The organism is uncultured Abiotrophia sp., from assembly GCF_938010525.1.
Classification (GTDB): Bacteria; Bacillota; Bacilli; order Lactobacillales; family Aerococcaceae; genus Abiotrophia.
Window position 1 is genome coordinate 19943 of record NZ_CALLVK010000012.1, and the last position, 17927, is coordinate 37869.

The 17927-nt window shown below is 42.7% G+C and carries 16 protein-coding genes and 1 pseudogene; all 17 read left to right on the top strand.

Annotated features, from left to right (window positions below):
- The 17 genes and pseudogenes from Q0339_RS02165 (at window position 1) to pelG (ending at window position 17918) form a co-directional block, all read left to right on the top strand.
- Window positions 1-843 (top strand): metal ABC transporter permease, encoded by an 843-nt coding sequence (locus tag Q0339_RS02165; protein ID WP_298077180.1) that lies wholly within the window; start codon window positions 1-3, stop codon window positions 841-843.
- Between the two features lie 11 nt (window positions 844-854).
- Window positions 855-1757, top strand: a complete 903-nt coding sequence (locus Q0339_RS02170; RefSeq protein WP_298077143.1) for a metal ABC transporter substrate-binding protein — start codon at window positions 855-857, stop codon at window positions 1755-1757.
- A gap of 95 nt (window positions 1758-1852) precedes the next feature.
- Window positions 1853-2116 (top strand): 30S ribosomal protein S16, encoded by a 264-nt coding sequence (rpsP, locus tag Q0339_RS02175; protein ID WP_023390741.1) that lies wholly within the window; start codon window positions 1853-1855, stop codon window positions 2114-2116.
- A 35-nt stretch (window positions 2117-2151) separates the two neighbouring features.
- The gene (locus Q0339_RS02180) at window positions 2152-2415 is read left to right on the top strand and encodes a KH domain-containing protein (protein WP_023390740.1); all 264 of its coding nucleotides are present in this window, start codon (window positions 2152-2154) and stop codon (window positions 2413-2415) included.
- 48 nt (window positions 2416-2463) lie between these two features.
- A complete protein-coding gene (locus Q0339_RS02185; protein WP_298077145.1) occupies window positions 2464-3426 on the top strand; it encodes a hypothetical protein in 963 nt (320 codons plus the stop codon).
- Window positions 3427-3685: 259 nt separating this feature from the next.
- Window positions 3686-4588: a hypothetical protein gene (locus tag Q0339_RS02190; protein ID WP_298077146.1), complete on the top strand. Its 903-nt coding sequence runs from the start codon at window positions 3686-3688 to the stop codon at window positions 4586-4588.
- A gap of 111 nt (window positions 4589-4699) precedes the next feature.
- Window positions 4700-5710 carry a hypothetical protein gene (locus Q0339_RS02195; protein WP_298077147.1) on the top strand — a complete coding sequence of 337 codons (1011 nt, stop codon included), beginning with the start codon at window positions 4700-4702 and terminating at the stop codon, window positions 5708-5710.
- A 106-nt stretch (window positions 5711-5816) separates the two neighbouring features.
- Complete coding sequence (locus Q0339_RS02200; protein ID WP_298077148.1) at window positions 5817-6797, top strand: hypothetical protein; 981 nt, start codon at window positions 5817-5819, stop codon at window positions 6795-6797.
- 73 nt (window positions 6798-6870) lie between these two features.
- The gene (locus Q0339_RS02205; protein WP_298077150.1) at window positions 6871-7860 is read left to right on the top strand and encodes a hypothetical protein; all 990 of its coding nucleotides are present in this window, start codon (window positions 6871-6873) and stop codon (window positions 7858-7860) included.
- 80 nt (window positions 7861-7940) lie between these two features.
- Window positions 7941-8474: a ribosome maturation factor RimM gene (rimM, locus tag Q0339_RS02210; protein WP_298077151.1), complete on the top strand. Its 534-nt coding sequence runs from the start codon at window positions 7941-7943 to the stop codon at window positions 8472-8474.
- A complete protein-coding gene (trmD, locus tag Q0339_RS02215; protein ID WP_298077182.1) occupies window positions 8464-9195 on the top strand; it encodes a tRNA (guanosine(37)-N1)-methyltransferase TrmD in 732 nt (243 codons plus the stop codon). Before rimM ends, trmD begins: the two co-directional genes overlap by 11 nt.
- Window positions 9196-9317: 122 nt before the next feature.
- The gene (gene rplS / locus Q0339_RS02220) at window positions 9318-9665 is read left to right on the top strand and encodes a 50S ribosomal protein L19 (protein ID WP_023390732.1); all 348 of its coding nucleotides are present in this window, start codon (window positions 9318-9320) and stop codon (window positions 9663-9665) included.
- A gap of 816 nt (window positions 9666-10481) precedes the next feature.
- Window positions 10482-12254: a DUF4118 domain-containing protein gene (locus Q0339_RS02225; RefSeq protein ID WP_298077152.1), complete on the top strand. Its 1773-nt coding sequence runs from the start codon at window positions 10482-10484 to the stop codon at window positions 12252-12254.
- Between the two features lie 189 nt (window positions 12255-12443).
- Window positions 12444-13199: a hypothetical protein gene (locus tag Q0339_RS02230; RefSeq protein WP_298077153.1), complete on the top strand. Its 756-nt coding sequence runs from the start codon at window positions 12444-12446 to the stop codon at window positions 13197-13199.
- Window positions 13200-13211: 12 nt separating this feature from the next.
- Window positions 13212-15037, top strand: a pseudogene (locus tag Q0339_RS02235) (DUF2194 domain-containing protein).
- A gap of 2 nt (window positions 15038-15039) precedes the next feature.
- A complete protein-coding gene (gene pelF / locus Q0339_RS02240) occupies window positions 15040-16446 on the top strand; it encodes a GT4 family glycosyltransferase PelF (protein WP_298077154.1) in 1407 nt (468 codons plus the stop codon).
- Entirely contained in the window at window positions 16446-17918 is a 1473-nt protein-coding gene (gene pelG / locus Q0339_RS02245) for an exopolysaccharide Pel transporter PelG (protein WP_298077156.1), read from the top strand. The genes pelF and pelG overlap by 1 nt, the downstream gene beginning before the upstream one ends.
- Window positions 17919-17927: the final 9 nt, after the last annotated feature.

Sequence of the window (17927 nt, forward strand, 5' to 3'; positions counted from 1 at the left end):
TTGATTCATGAGTTTATTGAGAATGTGTCGACCCTGCATTATATGCAGAATGCGCTAGTCACCGCCATTGTCATTGGGATTGTCTCAGGGGCTGTAGGGTGTTTCATTATCCTAAGAGGGATGTCTCTTATGGGGGATGCTATCTCCCATGCGGTGTTACCAGGGGTCGCCTTATCCTTCATTTTGGGGATTAATTTCTTCGTCGGGGCCATTGTCTTTGGGCTTTTTGCCTCCATGATTATTACCTTCATTCGAGGAAATTCAATTATCAAGGGGGATACAGCGATTGGGATTACCTTCTCCTCCTTCTTGGCCTTGGGGGTCATCCTGATTGGCTTGGCCCGGAGTTCGACAGATCTCTTCCATATTCTCTTCGGGAATATCTTAGCGGTTCAAGATTCTGACAAGTGGATTACCATTTGGGTTTCAGTAGCGGTGCTAATCGTCATCATCCTCTTCTTCAAGGAGTTGTTGATTACGTCCTTCGACCCGCAAATGGCTAAAGCCATGGGCATGAAGGTCAACTTCTACCACTACCTCTTAATGATTCTCTTGACCTTAGTGTCTGTAACGGCCATGCAAAGTGTCGGAACCATCCTGATTGTGGCCATGCTTATTACACCTGCTGCCACCGCCTATCTCTACGTCAATAGCCTTAAGTCTATGATTCTCCTCTCATCGATTTTGGGGGCTGTGACTTCAGTATTAGGTCTCTTCCTCGGGACTAGCTTCAACGTGGCGGCCGGCTCCAGCATTGTACTCACCTCAGCTGTGATTTTCGCGATTAGCTTCTTCATCTCTCCAAAACAACAATTCTTTAGAAAGCGGGTTTTACGCAAATGAAACATAAGCTAATGAAATTAGTGGCACTCTTGACGGTATTGTTTTGTTTGGTACCAAGCGTGAGCGCTCAAGATAAAAAACTCAAAGTTGTCGCAACTAACTCTATTATCGCCGATATCACCAAGAACATTGCGGGTGATAAAATCGATCTTCACTCCATCGTACCAGTAGGCCAAGACCCTCATGAATATGAGCCACTACCTGACGATATTAAGAAAACTACCCAAGCTGATTTAATCTTCTACAATGGCATTAACTTGGAAACTGGGGGCAATGCTTGGTTCACTAAATTGGTAGAAAATGCCAAACGAGTGGAAAATAAAGACTACTTCGCAGTCAGCGAGGGTGTGGAAGTTATTCACTTGGAAGGTGAGGGCGAAACCGGTAAGGAAGACCCTCATGCTTGGTTGAACTTAGAAAATGGGGTGATTTACGCTAAGAACATTGCTAAACACCTGATTGAAAAAGATCCAAGCAACAAGGACTTCTACCAAAAGAACTTGGATGACCATGTTGCCAAGTTAGAAGCTTTGGACAAGGAAGCTAAAACTAAGTTTGATGCTATTCCGGAAGAGAAGAAAATGATTGTTACCAGCGAAGGCTGCTTCAAGTACTTCTCTAAAGCCTACAATGTACCATCAGCTTACATCTGGGAAATTAACACCGAAGAAGAAGGCACACCTGACCAAATTCGTGATTTGGTTAAGAAGCTCAAAGGTTCTAAGGTATCAGCTCTCTTCGTAGAATCAAGTGTGGATGACCGTCCAATGAAGACCATCTCTAGCGAGACTGGTATTCCGATCTACGCTAAAATCTTCACTGACTCTATTGCTGAAGAAGGCCAAGAAGGCGACAGCTACTACTCTATGATGAAGTATAACTTAGATAAGATCTCAGAAGGTTTAGCTAAGTAAACAAAATTTTCGCATCTGTAAAGTAAAAATACTTTACAGATGCTTTTTTATATGTTAGACTAGGGTCTGTAATCAATTGAGGAGGTGAAATTAACATGGCAGTTAAAATTCGTTTGAAACGTATGGGTTCTAAGAAAGCACCTTTCTACCGTATCGTTGTTGCTGACTCACGTTCTCCACGTGATGGTCGTATCATCGAGAAAATCGGTCACTACAACCCATTAACTAACCCAGCTACTTTAGAAGTTGAAGAAGAACTCGCATTGAAATGGTTATCAAATGGTGCGCAACCATCTGACACCGTGCGTAACCTCTTGTCTTCAAAAGGGATCATGAAGAAATTCCACGAAAGCAAATAGTCTCGAGCAGTGTTCTAGATAAAGGATGATGAGATATGGTAAATATTGAAGCATTAATTACTGCAATCGTGAAGCCGCTCTTGGACCACCCAGAAGATTTTGGCGTGGAACAAGTAGAGACCGATGACTTCATGGAGTATCATTTGCACTTGAATCCGCAAGATGTAGGTCGTGTGATTGGTAAGAAGGGCCGTGTAGCTCGTGCCATCCGGACCATCGTCTACAGCGTTAAGACTCGTGGTCGCAAACGGTCACGCATTGTCATTGCTGACCATGCGGAAGAAAGTTCAGCAGAATAATCAAGCGCCCTTTAGGGGCGTTTTTCTATATTCATTAGGAGGAAATCGGTGAAGAAAGAAGAAAGAAAAAAGCTTAAAGAAGTATTTGGTTGGCGGACATGGGCCGGTAGTGGCCTCTTGCTGTTCTTATTAATTTTTACGTCCTTTGCTTATCTGGCTCTCCTTGCGACCCAACCCCAAGCTCTTTTGGCAGGCCAGGAACCTTTCCCAGAAAGCTCGAGCAAGCATGTAGTGGTAGAAGCAGAGTCGATCTTTCTCTTGGCTGAAGAGGATAATGTGGCTATCTACCTTGTCTCAGCCGCTAAGGTAACAGATAAGCCTTACCTAGTCTTGGTCGCTAGCAAAGATGATCCGGATGTCGCCGCTGCTCGACTCAAGACCTATGGCGCGCTTCTCAATGAACCTGCAAAGCTGATTGGGGAAGTGGATAAGAGTGACGCAGCCAAGAAACTCTTAGATACAATGGCCGATAATAGTGAAACTGGTCTTCCATACCGTGATCAGCTATGGACGGAATATCTAGTCAACATGAAAGAATATCGTCAGTCACAAAGGACCATCCATTGGCTAGTTTATGGTTTTACATCAGCCAGTGTCTTGTGTATCTTATGGGGATTGTTCAACCGCTACCGTCGACGTCAGTTCTATGACCGTCTCTATCAACGTTTCCCTGAACTCAAGGGCCAGCTTGACCACTTGCAAGCAGCCAGTGATTATGCAGATGACTATCGTGGCCTTTATCTCTACAAAGACACTTTGATTTGCTTGGGGCTGCGCATGGCGGTTCTGCCTATAAACGAGCTATCCGCTTTGACCTTGAATAAGATAGTTTCGCGTGGTCGTTACGGGGTAAAACATGTTAACTACTTCTTCCGCGCACGAGATGTGAAGGGGCAATTTCATACCTTTAGATCCTACCATGGTCGCAAGAAAATTTTGGCGGAAGACTTGGAGACCTTCCTAGTTGTGCTAGGGCAAGGCTATCCTGATTTGCAAATCACTTCTAAATAAGCTTAAGACGCCTTTGAGGCGTCTTTTCCATTTGTCGGGTTTTATGCCTCAGAGACTTTTTCGAACTCAGTGCATTTGTTAAGGTAATCTTTCTTATTAAGTAAGAAATCGCTTGAAAATATCTGTACAAATCTATGAAAGGGGTTTATAATAGAGATATACTTAAGGAGCAAGAAGGGTGTCTATGAAGGAAAAAAACTTGCGTGGCCTTTGGGCAACTTTTTTTCTCACCGTTTTATTTGGTGGATTTGCTATTATAATGTGGTTTATAGGTTGGATTGCAAGTAGCCCTCAGTATGTTGTGGACCGGGGTGGTCTCTATCCAAACGATTTTGGACAAAACGTAGCTATTAAAATTGAAATCATTGAAGAAATTGGCAATATAAAGAACGATGACAAGGCTGCTATGTACTTGGTTTTATCAGGTGATAAAGTTCTTGGCCTCATTGCGGATAAGGATGATGCTGATATTAAGTCTGCCTTTGCAAGCCAAGAAAAAGGTTTACTAGTTAGCAATCCTGTTCTGGTAGTTGGTGAAAAAGATAGCAGCTCTGCTGCTAAGGATAACATCTCTAAAATTCGTCAATCACTTGAGACTGATGCTCAGACTTCCTTAGATGGCTCCTATATTATTCATGTCAAGAAGCATAAATCTAGTGCGCAAATGCTCATGTATGGTGCTTATGGCTTTGTCGCGCTGGCCTTGTTCTTCGTCGGGCTCTTTGTCTTCAATGTTTCCCGCCGTAAGAAAGCCTATCGTGAACTCTATGCCCAATTCCCAGAATTGGAAGGTAACCTGGATCTCTTAGTATTAGGTGGCCAATATGCTGACAGCAAGCGTGGACTCTATGTCTACAAGGATCATCTCATTGCTTTGGCGCAGCGCAATACCATTGTGCCTGCCAAGGATATCCTCTACTTAGTGGCTGTCAAACAAACCATTCAACAGGGGATTGCTAGCCATGTCAACTACTCGGTTGAAGCCTATGATAAGAACTTCAAGAAACATGTTCTCAGCACATTGGGTGGCTCTAAGAAAACCTATGATGATGATATCAATGCCTTTACTTACTTCGTCGATCAGCACTACCCTGAAATTCTAGTGGGTGCTGATCATGCACCAGAATACCAAGCATTGAAAAATGCTGCTGGTGTCAAATAAGCCCTCACCGGGAGAGTCAGCCTTAGGGCTGGCTCTTTTTACTTGCAAAGGCTTCACACTGACTTCTAAAAAGGGTATAATGAATTTATCATTTAAGAAAGAAGGTAAGTTATGAAACGCAATAATCTTCGTAATGTTTGGCCTTATTTAATTTTTGCCATGATTTGCGCTGCCCTTGGTGGCTTCCTCTTCTATAAGAGTCAGAATTCAAGTGCTGACCAGTTTGTAGAACAAGGCCTGGTCTACCCTAAGACCGAAGCGCTGACAGGGCATACCGCAGTCACCATTAAGGAAATTATTCCTGTTTTGAAGATTACCATCACAAAAACAAAAAATGGGGTCGTAGTGTCTGAAAACAACAATACAGGCTTGGTTGCTTACTTGGCCTCTGACGGCGAGCGGGCTTTTCCAGTAGTATTACATGATGATTCTAACGTACTTAAAATCCTTAAGGAACGACTTGAGGCTGGGCAACTGGAGTCTAATCCTCTAAATGTTTTGGCCCTTGCCTCAAAAGACTCGGATGACTTAAGAATTGCAGAAAAAGTTATCCAACGTGCTGATGTTGATGCTTCTGTAAAATCAGGCTATGATGATTCTGCGCTCCTAGATGTGGCAGAAGCTGAGAGCCGTCTCAACATCATGAAGTTCGCAAGCTATGCCTTAGGCGCTGCGGTTCTATTATTGCTACTTACCTCCCTCTGGAAATACTGGAAAAATACTAAGTTCTACAATACCCTCTATGATCACTTCCCAGAATTAGCGCAAGACCTAGATAAATTAGTGACCGACAGCGATTTCCACAGCCCTGAGTTAGGTCTCTATGTCTATAAGAACCACTTGGTAGTGATTGGGGCTAATGATCGTATCATCGACTTGACTCAAATCATCTATACTTATGCAGTCCGTCAAACCAATAATTCAGTGGTTACCTTCCAAGTTCACTTGCATAATAACCAATTCCGGCGCCTTGTAGTCAAGCCACGGCGCTATCAAAGAGACTTCACCCAATCCATGTTAGATCGTCTCATGGTTTACTTGCAAGAAGCTTATCCATCTATGTTGGTAGGGGTTCAGCATGCGACCGATTATAAAGAATTAAAACGTCAAGCACGTGGCTAAGCCATGCCTGACCCATGCAAAGGACTGGGGTGACCCGGTCCTTTTTGATAGTGGTTAGGATGGCCTTAATCTTGTAAAATAGAGGCATGGTTTGAGGAGGGAGAAAATGATGAGAAAATATAAATTAATGAAGCTCTTGCCTTCTTTAATCATGGCAGCCATCTGTCTCTTGATTGGGGGACTACTTGCCTTTATCAGCCAAACGACCAGTGCGGAGAGTCTCCGTGCCCAAGGATTAGTCTATCCTAAGGTCTCAAAAGTCAGTCGATTGACTGCCGTCCCAGTTCAAAAATTTACTTATGTTTCCTCCGTCAGTAATGTAGTGAAGGAAGGGAAAACGGTTGTCTATCGCGATGACAAGACCGGAATGAGTCTTTTCTTAGTTGGTGATGGAATAGGGGATATTCCAATCCTAATGCCAGATGACTCGCCTCTTCTGTTGAGACTCAAGGAAGAAAGTGATAAGGGCAAACTAGAGATGGAGCCTTATTATGTGATGGCAATGGTAGATGACAGTGACAGAAGCCGAGAGTTTATAAAATCAATCGAATACTTTGTCAAAAGTAAGACGGGTAGGCAAGTGTTTGTAGCGGAGATGTTAGTTAACCAAAGCAAGGCGGATACCTATATTCAATCCATGAAGTTAGCAAGCTATGTTTTCTTAACTTTATCGCTTCTAGCATTTGGCTTTACTGTCTATCGTTATAGGGCTATGCGTCGTTTTTGGCGCCAGGTCTATCAAGTGATCCCTGAACTAGCCGGAGATTCCGATTTCCTTCTGTCTATGTGCCAGTTCAAGGCCAAAGAATTGGGCCTCTATGTCTGCCAAGACCATCTTATTGTCATAGGTCGCAGAGACCAAGTCCTGAACTTAAAGGATTTTTTGGCTTTAAGCATTAGCTCCCAGGTCATTAATAAGCGACTGAACAGTAAACTAGTTTGTTATTATCAGGATGATCACTATGACTTAGTTAAGTTACGCCCTTATCCTGACTTAGAAGCGCGTGCGCTATTAGAAGCTTTCCTGACATATATCTCAAGTCATTACCCTCATATCCTGATCGATGATGAGCGACTGGGAATTTAAAGGGGCTACTAGACAGGGGATAAGGTCTCCGCTATAATTAAGTTAATGATAATAATTAGAAAGAAGGAATTCCATGAAACCCAACTTTAAACGAGGTGTGATTAGTCTCGTGATATATGGTTTGCTATTATTAGGTGCAGCCGGCTTCTTCCATTATGTGGCGACTCAATCGACACCTGACAAGTTAGCCAGTGAAGGGTATGTTTATCCTAAAACGAGTGAAACCACTAAAAGTAGCAAGACGACTTTTGCAGTAAAAGCTATTTATAGAATTGAAGATACCAAGCATGAGAAAGAACAAACCTTTGTTGTGGCGGGTGATAAGAGCCTCCTAGTGACTGAGGCTAAACCCGATTTAGCCATTATCAAAAAGCTAGAAGAAGCCCAAAGAAAGGGCACCCTAGAGACTAACCCTATTACGATTATGGGGGAAGTTAAGGAGCTCAGTAGCCTTTCCCTCCAAAACACTAGAGAATCACTAGAAAAGCAAGAGCCTGGAGTGGCGGACAACAAAGCGTTTGAAATTAAGAAACTCAACCTGACCAGTGTTGCTAATGTTGAAAGTACTGGTACCATTATGACTGCAGGTACTGCCTTAGTGGGCTTAGGTTTCCTAGCCTATGCTGTCTTCCGTTATCTAGATAATAAACGCTTCTACGAACAACTTTTAGTAACCTTCCCTGAGCTAAGTCAAGATGAACAAGCCTTACGTAAGGGTGCGACCTACTACGAGAAGCATTTGGGCGTCTATGTCTATAAGGATCAATTGATTGTCATGGGGCGTAAGAATGCCATGGTGGACTTGCGTGACATGATCTATAGCTATGTCTACAAGGAAACCAGACGTTTTAACCTCTACAAGACCGTCAAGTTTGTGGTCTATCTCCATACCAAAGACTTCAAACGCTTAGCTGTCTTCCCAGCCAAACACTCAGTTAAAGACACTGAAGCCAAATTAAATCGACTCATGGAATATCTGGATGCCAGCTATCCTCAAATGCTAGTCGGATTTGACCATAAGGACGAATATATGGCCCTCAAACAAGCGGCGGGCCGTCGTTAAGACAACTAGAATCAGGCTCCCTTTCATGGTATACTGAAAGGGTAGGCCTGATTTTTATTAGGCATAAAAGGAGGACAAGTATGACTTATTATCGTGTAGCCCGTATTGTGAATACCTTCGGGATTCGGGGGCAACTCAAATTAATTGCCGATACTGACTTTCCAGAGGAGCGCTTTGCAAGTGGCAAGACCCTCTATATTCTCAAGGATTTGAATTCCCAACCGCTAGCTAGTGTTCAAGTCGCTAAGGCCGCTATCCATAAGGGGACTTGGCTCATTAGTTTTGTTGGTTACGACAATATTAACCAGGTTGAAGGCTTCAAGGGCTGTTGGCTAGCCATTGATGAGAGTGAGCAGGAGGAGCTAGAAGAGGACAGCTACTACCATCATCAGCTCTTGGGCTTGGAGGTTGTCACCCTAGAAGGCAAGACCCTTGGGAAGATTAAGGAAATTCTTCAGCTAGGTTCCAATGATGTCTTTGTGGTTCAACGCAATATTCCTAAGGCCAAAGACGCCTTGATTCCTTTTATTGGCGATGTGGTCAAAACTGTTGACCTGGAAGCCGGACAGGTTAAGATTGAACTAATGGAAGGGCTGATTGACGATGAAGCTTGATGTCTTGACCCTCTTCCCTGAGATGTTTGAGCCCATGCATCATTCTCTGATGGGGCAAGCTCAAGCCAAGGGGCTGATTGACTTCCAGACCCATAACTTCCGGGACTTTGCGGTTAATAAGCATGGCCATGTGGATGATTATCCCTTTGGTGGTGGGGCAGGCATGTTACTGCGGGTGGATCCCATTGTTCACATGCTAGAACATATCGCGCCCAAGGAAAATGCCCGCATTATCCTGATGGATCCAACCGGGGTGCCATTTAGTCAGAGTTTGGCGCAGGAATGGTCTCAAGCAGAGCAGTTGGTCTTTATTTGTGGCCACTATGAAGGCTTTGACGAGCGGGTGAGGTCTTTTGTAACGGATGAAGTTTCACTGGGAGATTATGTCTTAACCAATGGCGAATTGCCGGCCATGATTATGATCGATGCCACTGTGCGCTTGATTCCTGAAGTCTTAGGCAATGCGGAGTCCATTGTGGGCGAATCCCATCAACGTTCACTCCTAGAGCATCCTCAGTATACCCGCCCACGAGATTTTCGTGGTATGGAGGTGCCAGAGGTACTCTTCAGTGGCCATCATGATAAGATTCGCCAGTGGCAGGGCAAGGAAGCTATCCGCCGGACTTTAGAACGCCGACCAGATCTACTCGAACAGGCCGATTTGTCCAAAGAAGAACGCAAGTGGTTAGCTGAAATTCAGACCGAAAAAAATGTCAATTAGGCTTTACAAATAGGTAGAGTTTGGTATAATACTAGAAGTGGTGAAAAACCGCAGATATCACAATATTCCGCTGGCTACGCCCTAGGGCTAGTTATGAGTGTTAGTCGAGAGGAGAAAAAAACATGAGTAAAGTGATTGAAAAAATTACCTCAGCTCAATTACGTAGCGATATTCCTGAGTTCCGCCCTGGTGACACTGTACGTGTACACGCTAAGGTTGTCGAAGGTTCACGCGAACGTATCCAAATCTTCGAAGGGTTAGTAATCAAGCGTCGCGGTGCTGGCATCAGCGAAACTTACACAGTTCGTAAAATTTCGAACGGTGTAGGGGTTGAACGTACTTTCCCAGTACACACTCCACGTGTTGCTAAAATCGAAGTTGTTCGTAAAGGTCGCGTACGTCGTGCTAAGCTCTACTACATCCGTGCCTTGTCTGGTAAGGCTGCACGTATTAAGGAACGCGGGCGCTAACATACCGAAACATGAAAAGAACCATCAATCGTCTTTGGACGATTGGGGTTCTTTTTTTGTATATAAGGAAAAGTTTGTGAATTTATAGTGTGTCATTATTGTTTTAGGTAGGTGATTGAACAAACATTATCAGTATTATCAATGTATCTTCAAAATATTTGTGATTCTATCTTTTAGCTGCCTTTAAAAGTTCTTGTGAATACTTAGGGTAGTTGACGGAAAATACTAGAAGAATTTGTCTTGATTTAAAGGTCATGAAGGCCTTGGATAGATAGCCTAGTATCTTGTAAAGGATAGTTTTAATTTAGAATTCTCACTTATTAAGAAGATTAAAGAGATTTAAGTGCTCTCATCAAATTATTGTCTTATATAAGCGCGCTATAATTTTATCTAAATAGACAAGTATTGGAGAATTTTGTCTATTTATACTTGACCAAAGTTTTTGTCAAAATATACTAAATAGGATTTATTTTAATTTTGGAGAAAAAAGGGGCCAGGTCGGAAATTGTGAGGGAAAGACCAAAAAATCACCGACTTATGTTACAGAATCATTACGATTTGGTAACGGCATTCTAGCAAAATGAGATAACCTTTGACCTAAATTTGTACAGTGTTATAATAGTGCCAATCTTAGGGGAGTAGTGGAAAAAAGGGTTATATATACTAATTTGGAGTTTTTATTTTGAAATTCCTTGGCAACTTCAGAAATTTCATTTCTATTTCTATCTTAAATTATTAGGCATTTTCTAGGGCATTAAAAATGAGGGCAAACTACTTTTACTAGGCAAGAAATATAATTGGGGGTAAACAGTAACTATGAATATACTTGTTACAGGGAATACAAGTTACCTGACGCGAGAATTTATCCAAGAAGCTTTTCCGGAAGGGCGTGTGATTATTCTTGGACCCTGCGACTTGAAGACATCTTATCGGCAAGGTGTAACGGTCTTATCCATGGAGCAAAGGGACTGGGCCTTAGAAGAGGTTTGCGAAATGTATGAGATTAACCAAGTGGTTTTCTTTTCTAATTTTCTTACGCTTCGGTCACAGGAAGTTGGCGAAGGGGAGGCTCTTCAGCAACTCCTTACGGCTTGTCAGAGCTATCGCATCAGTCGCTTTTGCTATTTGTCTGGACCGCAGTCAGGCTATCAAAATCAACAGTTAGAAACACAACTGGCACAAAGCTACGAGCAACTTTGCCTCTATGAAGGAAAAGAGCATGGCATGTCAATCAAGGTAATTCGATTACCATATCTCTATTCAGATCAGACCTTACCGCCTTATATCGATCAGATATTCAGTCAGTGGGCGGCTGGAAAAGCAGTGCGTTTCAAGGAGAACCGTGACAGTGACTTTTTCTTCTTACAGATGGATGATTTAGGTCGCTTGCTTTATAAAGTCTTGGACGATTGGACAGATGAGTCAGAGCTATTGATTGTACCTAATAGTTTTAAACTGACATATCAAGATTTGGCTCTTACCATGTATCAGCTTCAACCAGATGCTTCCCTTAGTTTTACTAAAGGACAGCTTCAACAAGTAGAGCAGACCGATTCTATGAGTGCTTCGCTTCGAACACGTTATGGATGGTTTCCTCAATTTAATCCTTTAGAGGATTGGCAAGCCATCTTAAAAGAGCGTTACCTTGGTCAAGGAAAATCATCTTTGCTCGGATGGTGGCAAGACTTGAAGAGCTGGATGGGGTTACACCCAAGCCTAGTTCGGATTATTGAAGTATTTCTTCTCTTCCTATTATCAGAACTCGTCTCTCTTATCTTAAGAAATCAGCAACAATTCCGAGCGGTTGACGTTCGCTTGCTCTATATTGTCATCATGGCTATGACTGGAGGAATTGGGATGGGGCTCTTATCGGCTGGTTTATCGATTTTGGCTCTGCTCTATATTTATGTGACCTCTGGGAACAACTGGATTACGCTCTTCTATGACCCACTTAACTGGGTTCCTTTTGTTGTCTACCTAGTAACTGGTGCAATGGTTGGGCGTTTACGGGCTGAAACCTTGCATGATAAAGCCGTTTTATCGCGAGAGAACCAGCTGCTACGCGATAAAAGTCATCTAATTCGGCAACTCTATCGTGATATGCTACTTGATAAGGCCATGTTGAAAAAGCAAATTATGGGCTGTCGTGATTCCTATGGACGCCTATACAATTGGGTAGAACGACTGAACCAGTCAACGCCTGAAGGAGTTCTTAAAGTGGCTCAAGAGCTCTTGGTTGAATTAGTAGACCCATTGGCCTTGGTCTTCTATCAGGTATCAGGGACTAACCAGCTAGCTCCTGTTCCTAATCTTAGTCAAGCACTGGCAAGTCCTCTCTTAGAGGGACCTTTAGGCCCATTAGCTGAGCCTTTGATGGCAGGTGAACTTTGGTTGAATCGGCAACTTGATCCTAGTTTGCCACATTACGTGGCGGGATTACGTTATCAGGACCAGCTCGTTATTGTAATTGGTTTGTTAGAGCGTCAACTAGACCCCATGGATGTGGCGCAATATAATCAACTTCGTGTTATTTTTGGTTTAATTGAAATGTCACTCCAGCATGCATTGGAAATCACTAATAACCAATAAAATAAGGGGGATAAATCCATGCTACCGACTTTGGTACTGCTTGTATTATTGCTAGGGCATATAATTTTTGCCTATCTTCTCTATCGGCAGATGCTTGCTCGTAAAGTTTCAATCAATCCTATTTTGTGGATACCCATTTTCATACTTCCCTATTTGGGGCCTGTGGCGGTAGCCATTGCCTATTGGTTGATGTCTAAGCAATCAAGAAGTCAGGAAATAGAAATAGGTCAAGAGGATGTTTTAGAACTAGAGGACCAAGTGTTAGAAGCAGAAGTCGAGGAGGCAGACTTCGTTGATCTTCGAGCGTCTGAAGATGTCAGGCAGTGGGTACCGATTGAAGAGGCATTATTACTCAATGATTCGATTACTAAACGCGAATTGATGATGAGTATGCTTAAAGACCAACCAAGCAATGTAGTGGCCTTGTTACAAGAAGCACGAATGAATGAGGATGTTGAAGTGGTCCATTACGCAACTGTTATGTTAGCGGAATTACACAAAGACTATGACCTCAAAGTGCATCAACTTAAAGAAGAATTAGCTAAGCAACCTGATAATCTTGCCATTTTGGAAGAACTTTGTTTAGTTTTAGAGGATTATTTGATGTCTGGTTTAGTAGCTGGCAAATTTGCTGAGAGTTCTCGATATCAGTATATTGATTTATTACGACGTAAGGTGGCACTTAGTCACGAGCTTAACGACTATATCCGTTTGGGGAAGCAGTACTTAGCTTTAGGGGAAGAACAACGCGTGCGGCAAGTTCTAGAATACTGCCAGATTAATTGGCCAACAGATGAGTCTTACCGCATGTTTCAATTTCAAGCCTTAGTCGCTCAAGGCGATCGATTAGGCTTACAACAATTTTTTCAAGATATTGACACTTGTCGTGTATATTTTTCACGCCATAATCGTCAGGTAATTCATTTTTGGCGGCAACAAGTGTAGTAGGGGGACACTATGAAAGGATGGAAACAATTTCGGTATAGGGGGATTTTTTTAGTATTTATTGGTTTTCTGGGATTAGCTCTAGCCTTATTTATTGAGCGGCAAGGGATAGGCTATCAAATACCAGAACAAGCCTATACCTATCTTACAGGAGCAGTAGTGACTGCTGATCAGGCTCAGTCACAAGTGCCAGTCAATACCCTTGTGGTAACGGACAGTCGTGACCCATCGAGTATGCTGGCTAAAGAACAGTTTCAACAAATTTTTAAGGATATGAAAGTTGGCTATAATTTAATTGATATAGCCAAGGAATCTTTTCCTGATGTCAAGAGTTACGAGAAGGTTGTAATGCTTGTTTCGCAACTTGATGATTTAGACCAAGAATTAATTGCCCTACGTGATTGGGTTGAGTCGGGGGGCTATGTTCAATTTGCCCTAACACTTCAAAAATCCAGTCATCTGTCTCTAATCGAGCAAGCTTTGGGGATTAAACAATCACAAGCTGAGCATGGTCTTGTAGACAAGCTCTATATCGAACCGGACTTCATGATTGGTGGGGGACGTGAGTATATTATCGAAGAACCATTTGATTCTGCACTCAAAGTTGACTTATCTGAAAAGGCCAAGGTTCACGTTAGTCGTAAGGAAGGTCCTGGTGTCTTGCCTTTAATTTGGGAACATGCCTATGGCAAGGGCAAGTTTGTCATCGATAATTTTGGTATCTATAACAAGGTAACTCGAGGACTCTATGCAGCTTCCTATAACCTTATGGGTAAGGTGGCCAGTTATCCTGTTATTAATGGTTCGGTCTTCTACTTAGATGATTTCCCTGCGCCAGTTCCAAGTGGTGATGGCAAGTATGTTAAACGGGACTATAACCTAAATGTTGCTGATTTCTATACCAATATTTGGTGGGTAGATATGCTGTCGATAAGTATGGGATTAAATATACCGGAGCAACCATTGAGAACTATGAAGATGACACATCAGGGAATGTTCACGGCCAAGATGATATTTCTCGTTTCGTTTATTTTGGTAATATGCTCCTAAGATCAGGTGGAGAAATTGGCTACCATGGTTATAATCACCAGCCTTTATCTCCTAAGTCTCTGGACTATAAAGGTGTATATTCTTATAATACCTGGGAAGAATCGGCTATGGTATCAGCAATGAAAGAGTTAGTACGTTTTAACGAAGAGCTTTTTCCTAATGTAGAGAAGTCAGTCTATGTACCACCTTCCAATGTTCTATCGGCGGAAGGGCGCAAGGTATTGGTGGAGGAAATTCCAGAAATTAAAACGATAGCTAGTAACTATTTCCCTGGTGATTTCGCCTATGACCAAGAATTTGAGTGGGCGTCAGATGGCATGGTAGAGCAGCCACGGATTATTTCGGGTGGGATGCTAGACGATTTTATGCAGTTGGCTGCATTCTCTGAACTGAACATGCATTTTGTCAACAGTCACTTTATCCATCCGGATGATACCTTAGATGTGGACCGTGGGGCTGAGTTGGGTTGGGCTGTGCTTAAAAGTAACCTAGAGCACTACATTAGTTGGCTCAAGGCGGCTGCACCTGATTTAAGAGATTTGACAGGCTCCCAGCTATCAGGTGCTATACAACGGTATTCGGCCTTAGTTCCTAAGCAAAAAAACACAGCCACAGGAATAGAATGGACATTTGACCATTTCTATGATGAGGTTTACCTCTTTGTACGTATCAATGAAGGCCAAGTGGGAAGTCATGTAAATGGTGGTACTTTGACGCACTTAACAGGGAACCTCTATCTGCTGAAAGCAAGGCAGGCCAAAGTAACCATGGACTGGAGTGAGGAATAAGGATGAGAATTTGTTTGATTTTAGAAGGAAGCTATCCTTATGTCCATGGTGGGGTCTCAACTTGGATGCATCAATACATCCAAAATATGCCTCAACACGAATTTGTCCTCTGGGTCATCGGGGCTAAGGCTAAGGAAAAAGGCCAATTCGTCTACCAAATGTTAGATAATGTGGTTGAAGTGCATGAAGTTTTCTTAGATGATGCCTTACAATTAGTGCCAAGTAAGCGACTCTTTGATTACCGTTTCAGCAAAGAAGAGTTAGACGCTCTCAGAAAACTTATGGAAACTGGGCGTCCAGACTGGGAGGTTTTATGCCGACTCTATCAAGATAAGCATCTGAATCCAGTTGATTTCTTGCAAAGTGAGAGTTTTCTGGAGATGATGGTGGATATGTGTCAGGAGCAGTATGCCTATAATGCCTTTGCAGAAGTATTCCACACCATTCGGTCTATGCTCTTACCAGTTTTCTATCTCTTAGGTCAAGAAGTACCACAGGCAGATGTCTATCATGCTATTTCGACAGGTTATAGTGGTATTCTAGCGCTATTAGGGCAATATCGTTATGATCGACCTATTCTATTAACAGAGCATGGCATCTATACCCGTGAGCGAGAAGAGGAGATTATTCGCTCTAACTGGGTCTTGCCAAGTATGAAGGACCATTGGATTAAGTTTTTCTATATGCTGTCGGACATTATTTATAGCCGGGCTCAAATTATATCTAGCCTTTTCACCAAGGCTCGTCTAACCCAAATTGAGATAGGTTGCAATCCAGACCGTTGTCGGGTGGTAGAAAATGGGATTGATTTCCAACGCTTTTCTTCTGTACCGGCCAAAATTCCAGATGGACGAGTAGATATCGGAGCAGTCGTGCGTTTGGCTCCTATCAAGGATATTAAGACCATGCTCTATGCCTTCTACGAATTAAGTAACCGTCTTGATAATGTTCGTCTCCATATTATGGGGGGCGTGGACGATGAAGAATATGCTCAAGAATGCTATGACCTAGTTAAGCAAATGCAGTTGGATAATGTTATCTTCACTGGCCGGGTAGATATTGTAACTTATATGGAAAATCTCGATTTTACGATTCTGACAAGTATCTCGGAGGCCCAGCCTTTATCTGTCTTGGAGTCATTAGCCTCAGGCCGTCCTTGTGTCACGACCGATGTGGGATGTTGCCGGGAATTATTGGAGGGTGGCCCAGGCGATGATTTGGGCTTAGCTGGTTATTGTGTTCCTCCTACTTACCAAAAAGGATTAGCCGATGCGATGGAACTCATGTGCCGGTCCCAAGAAGGACAATTAAAGATGGGGGCCATCGGTCGAGCACGTGTCGAGCGTTATTATCAATATGATCGGATGCTCAAGGGGTATCTAGCTATGTACGAGGAGGTGGAGGTCTAATGGCAGGGATTGGATTTGAATTAAGGAAAGTCTTTAACCAAAAGGGTCTCTTCTCTCGGGCAAAGGCATATGGCTATACTGGCGTAATCTATGCCGGTCCTATGATACTAGGTGGGACTTTAATCTTTGGGATTTCCTACCTAGCAAATCGTGTGGGGCTTAATCGTGCGGATAGTAATTATTTGACTAGTATGATTACCTATGCTATTTTGTCGTCTTTGACAGTGAATTCTTTTTTCTCTTACGCGGTGACTCGCTTCGCTTCTGATATGTTATATGAGGAAAAGGAAGCCTATCTTTTACCTTCTTTTTTGGGATCTTCTGCAACGATGATTGGCTTAGGCGTCTTATTATATGGGCCATTCTTAATCCTGTCAGGTGTGACAGTCGTGCAATTAGTTCTTAATCTCACCTTGTTCATGGAGTTGATTTTTGTCTGGAATGGGGTTCAATATTTGACTGCCTTGAAGGACTACAAGGCAATTTTACTAGCCTTTTTAACGGCTAGTCTTGTAACCTTTTTAGTAGGATGGTGCCTCCTATCATTTAAGTTGCCAGTTTTGACCTCTCTATTATTTAGCGTCTGTGTAGGTTATGGCCTTATGTTTTTGGGGATTGTTTATCTCTTGGCACGATATTTTCCTTTAGATCTAGGAATGCTAGATGAGTCTTTTTTCTTTTTGAAATGGATTGATAAGTTCTTTGATTTGGCCTTAATTGGCTTCTGCCTGCATATCGGAATTTTTGGGCATATTCTTGTGGTCTGGTTAGGGCCATGGGGAAGTCCAGTAAGGGGGCTATTCTTTGCTTCTCAAGTCTATGATGTGCCGGTTCTGTTAGCCTTTTTGACCATACTGGTGACAACGATTAATTTTGCCTTGGCGACTGAGGTACATTTCTATCCTAAGTATAAGCGTTACTATGGCTTATTTAACGAGAAGGGGACCTTGGCCGACATTAAAGAAGCAGAAGAAGAGATGTTGACAGTCATGATGCGTGAACTGATAGCACTGGCTTGGAAGCAGCTTTTTGTTACCATTCTAGCTATATCAGCAGGAAATGCACTCCTAGATGTCTTACCCTTGGGAATTAATGACCTCATGCGAGGTTATTTCCGTATTTTATGCGTAGGCTACGGAATTTATGCCATTGCCAACGTTATCTTGTCTATTTTGTTATACTTTACGGATTATAAGGGTGCTTTGATTGCTGCAGCTAGCTTCGCAATTGCATCGCCACTTTTAACGTTTGTATCGCAGTACTTTAATCGTGCCTTTCTAGGATTTGGTTTTTTGGTGGCTGCTGCAATTTTCTTCCTAATTGCCTTATGGCGCCTAGATCGCTTCACCAAGAAATTAATGTACTATACACTGAGTGCACAACCTATGACACTTGTGGTGCACCATGGTTTCTTCAGTCGGCTTTACGACTATCTGAAAGGGGTGGGGTCTCGTGCCTCTAAAAATACCTAAAGGAAGGTT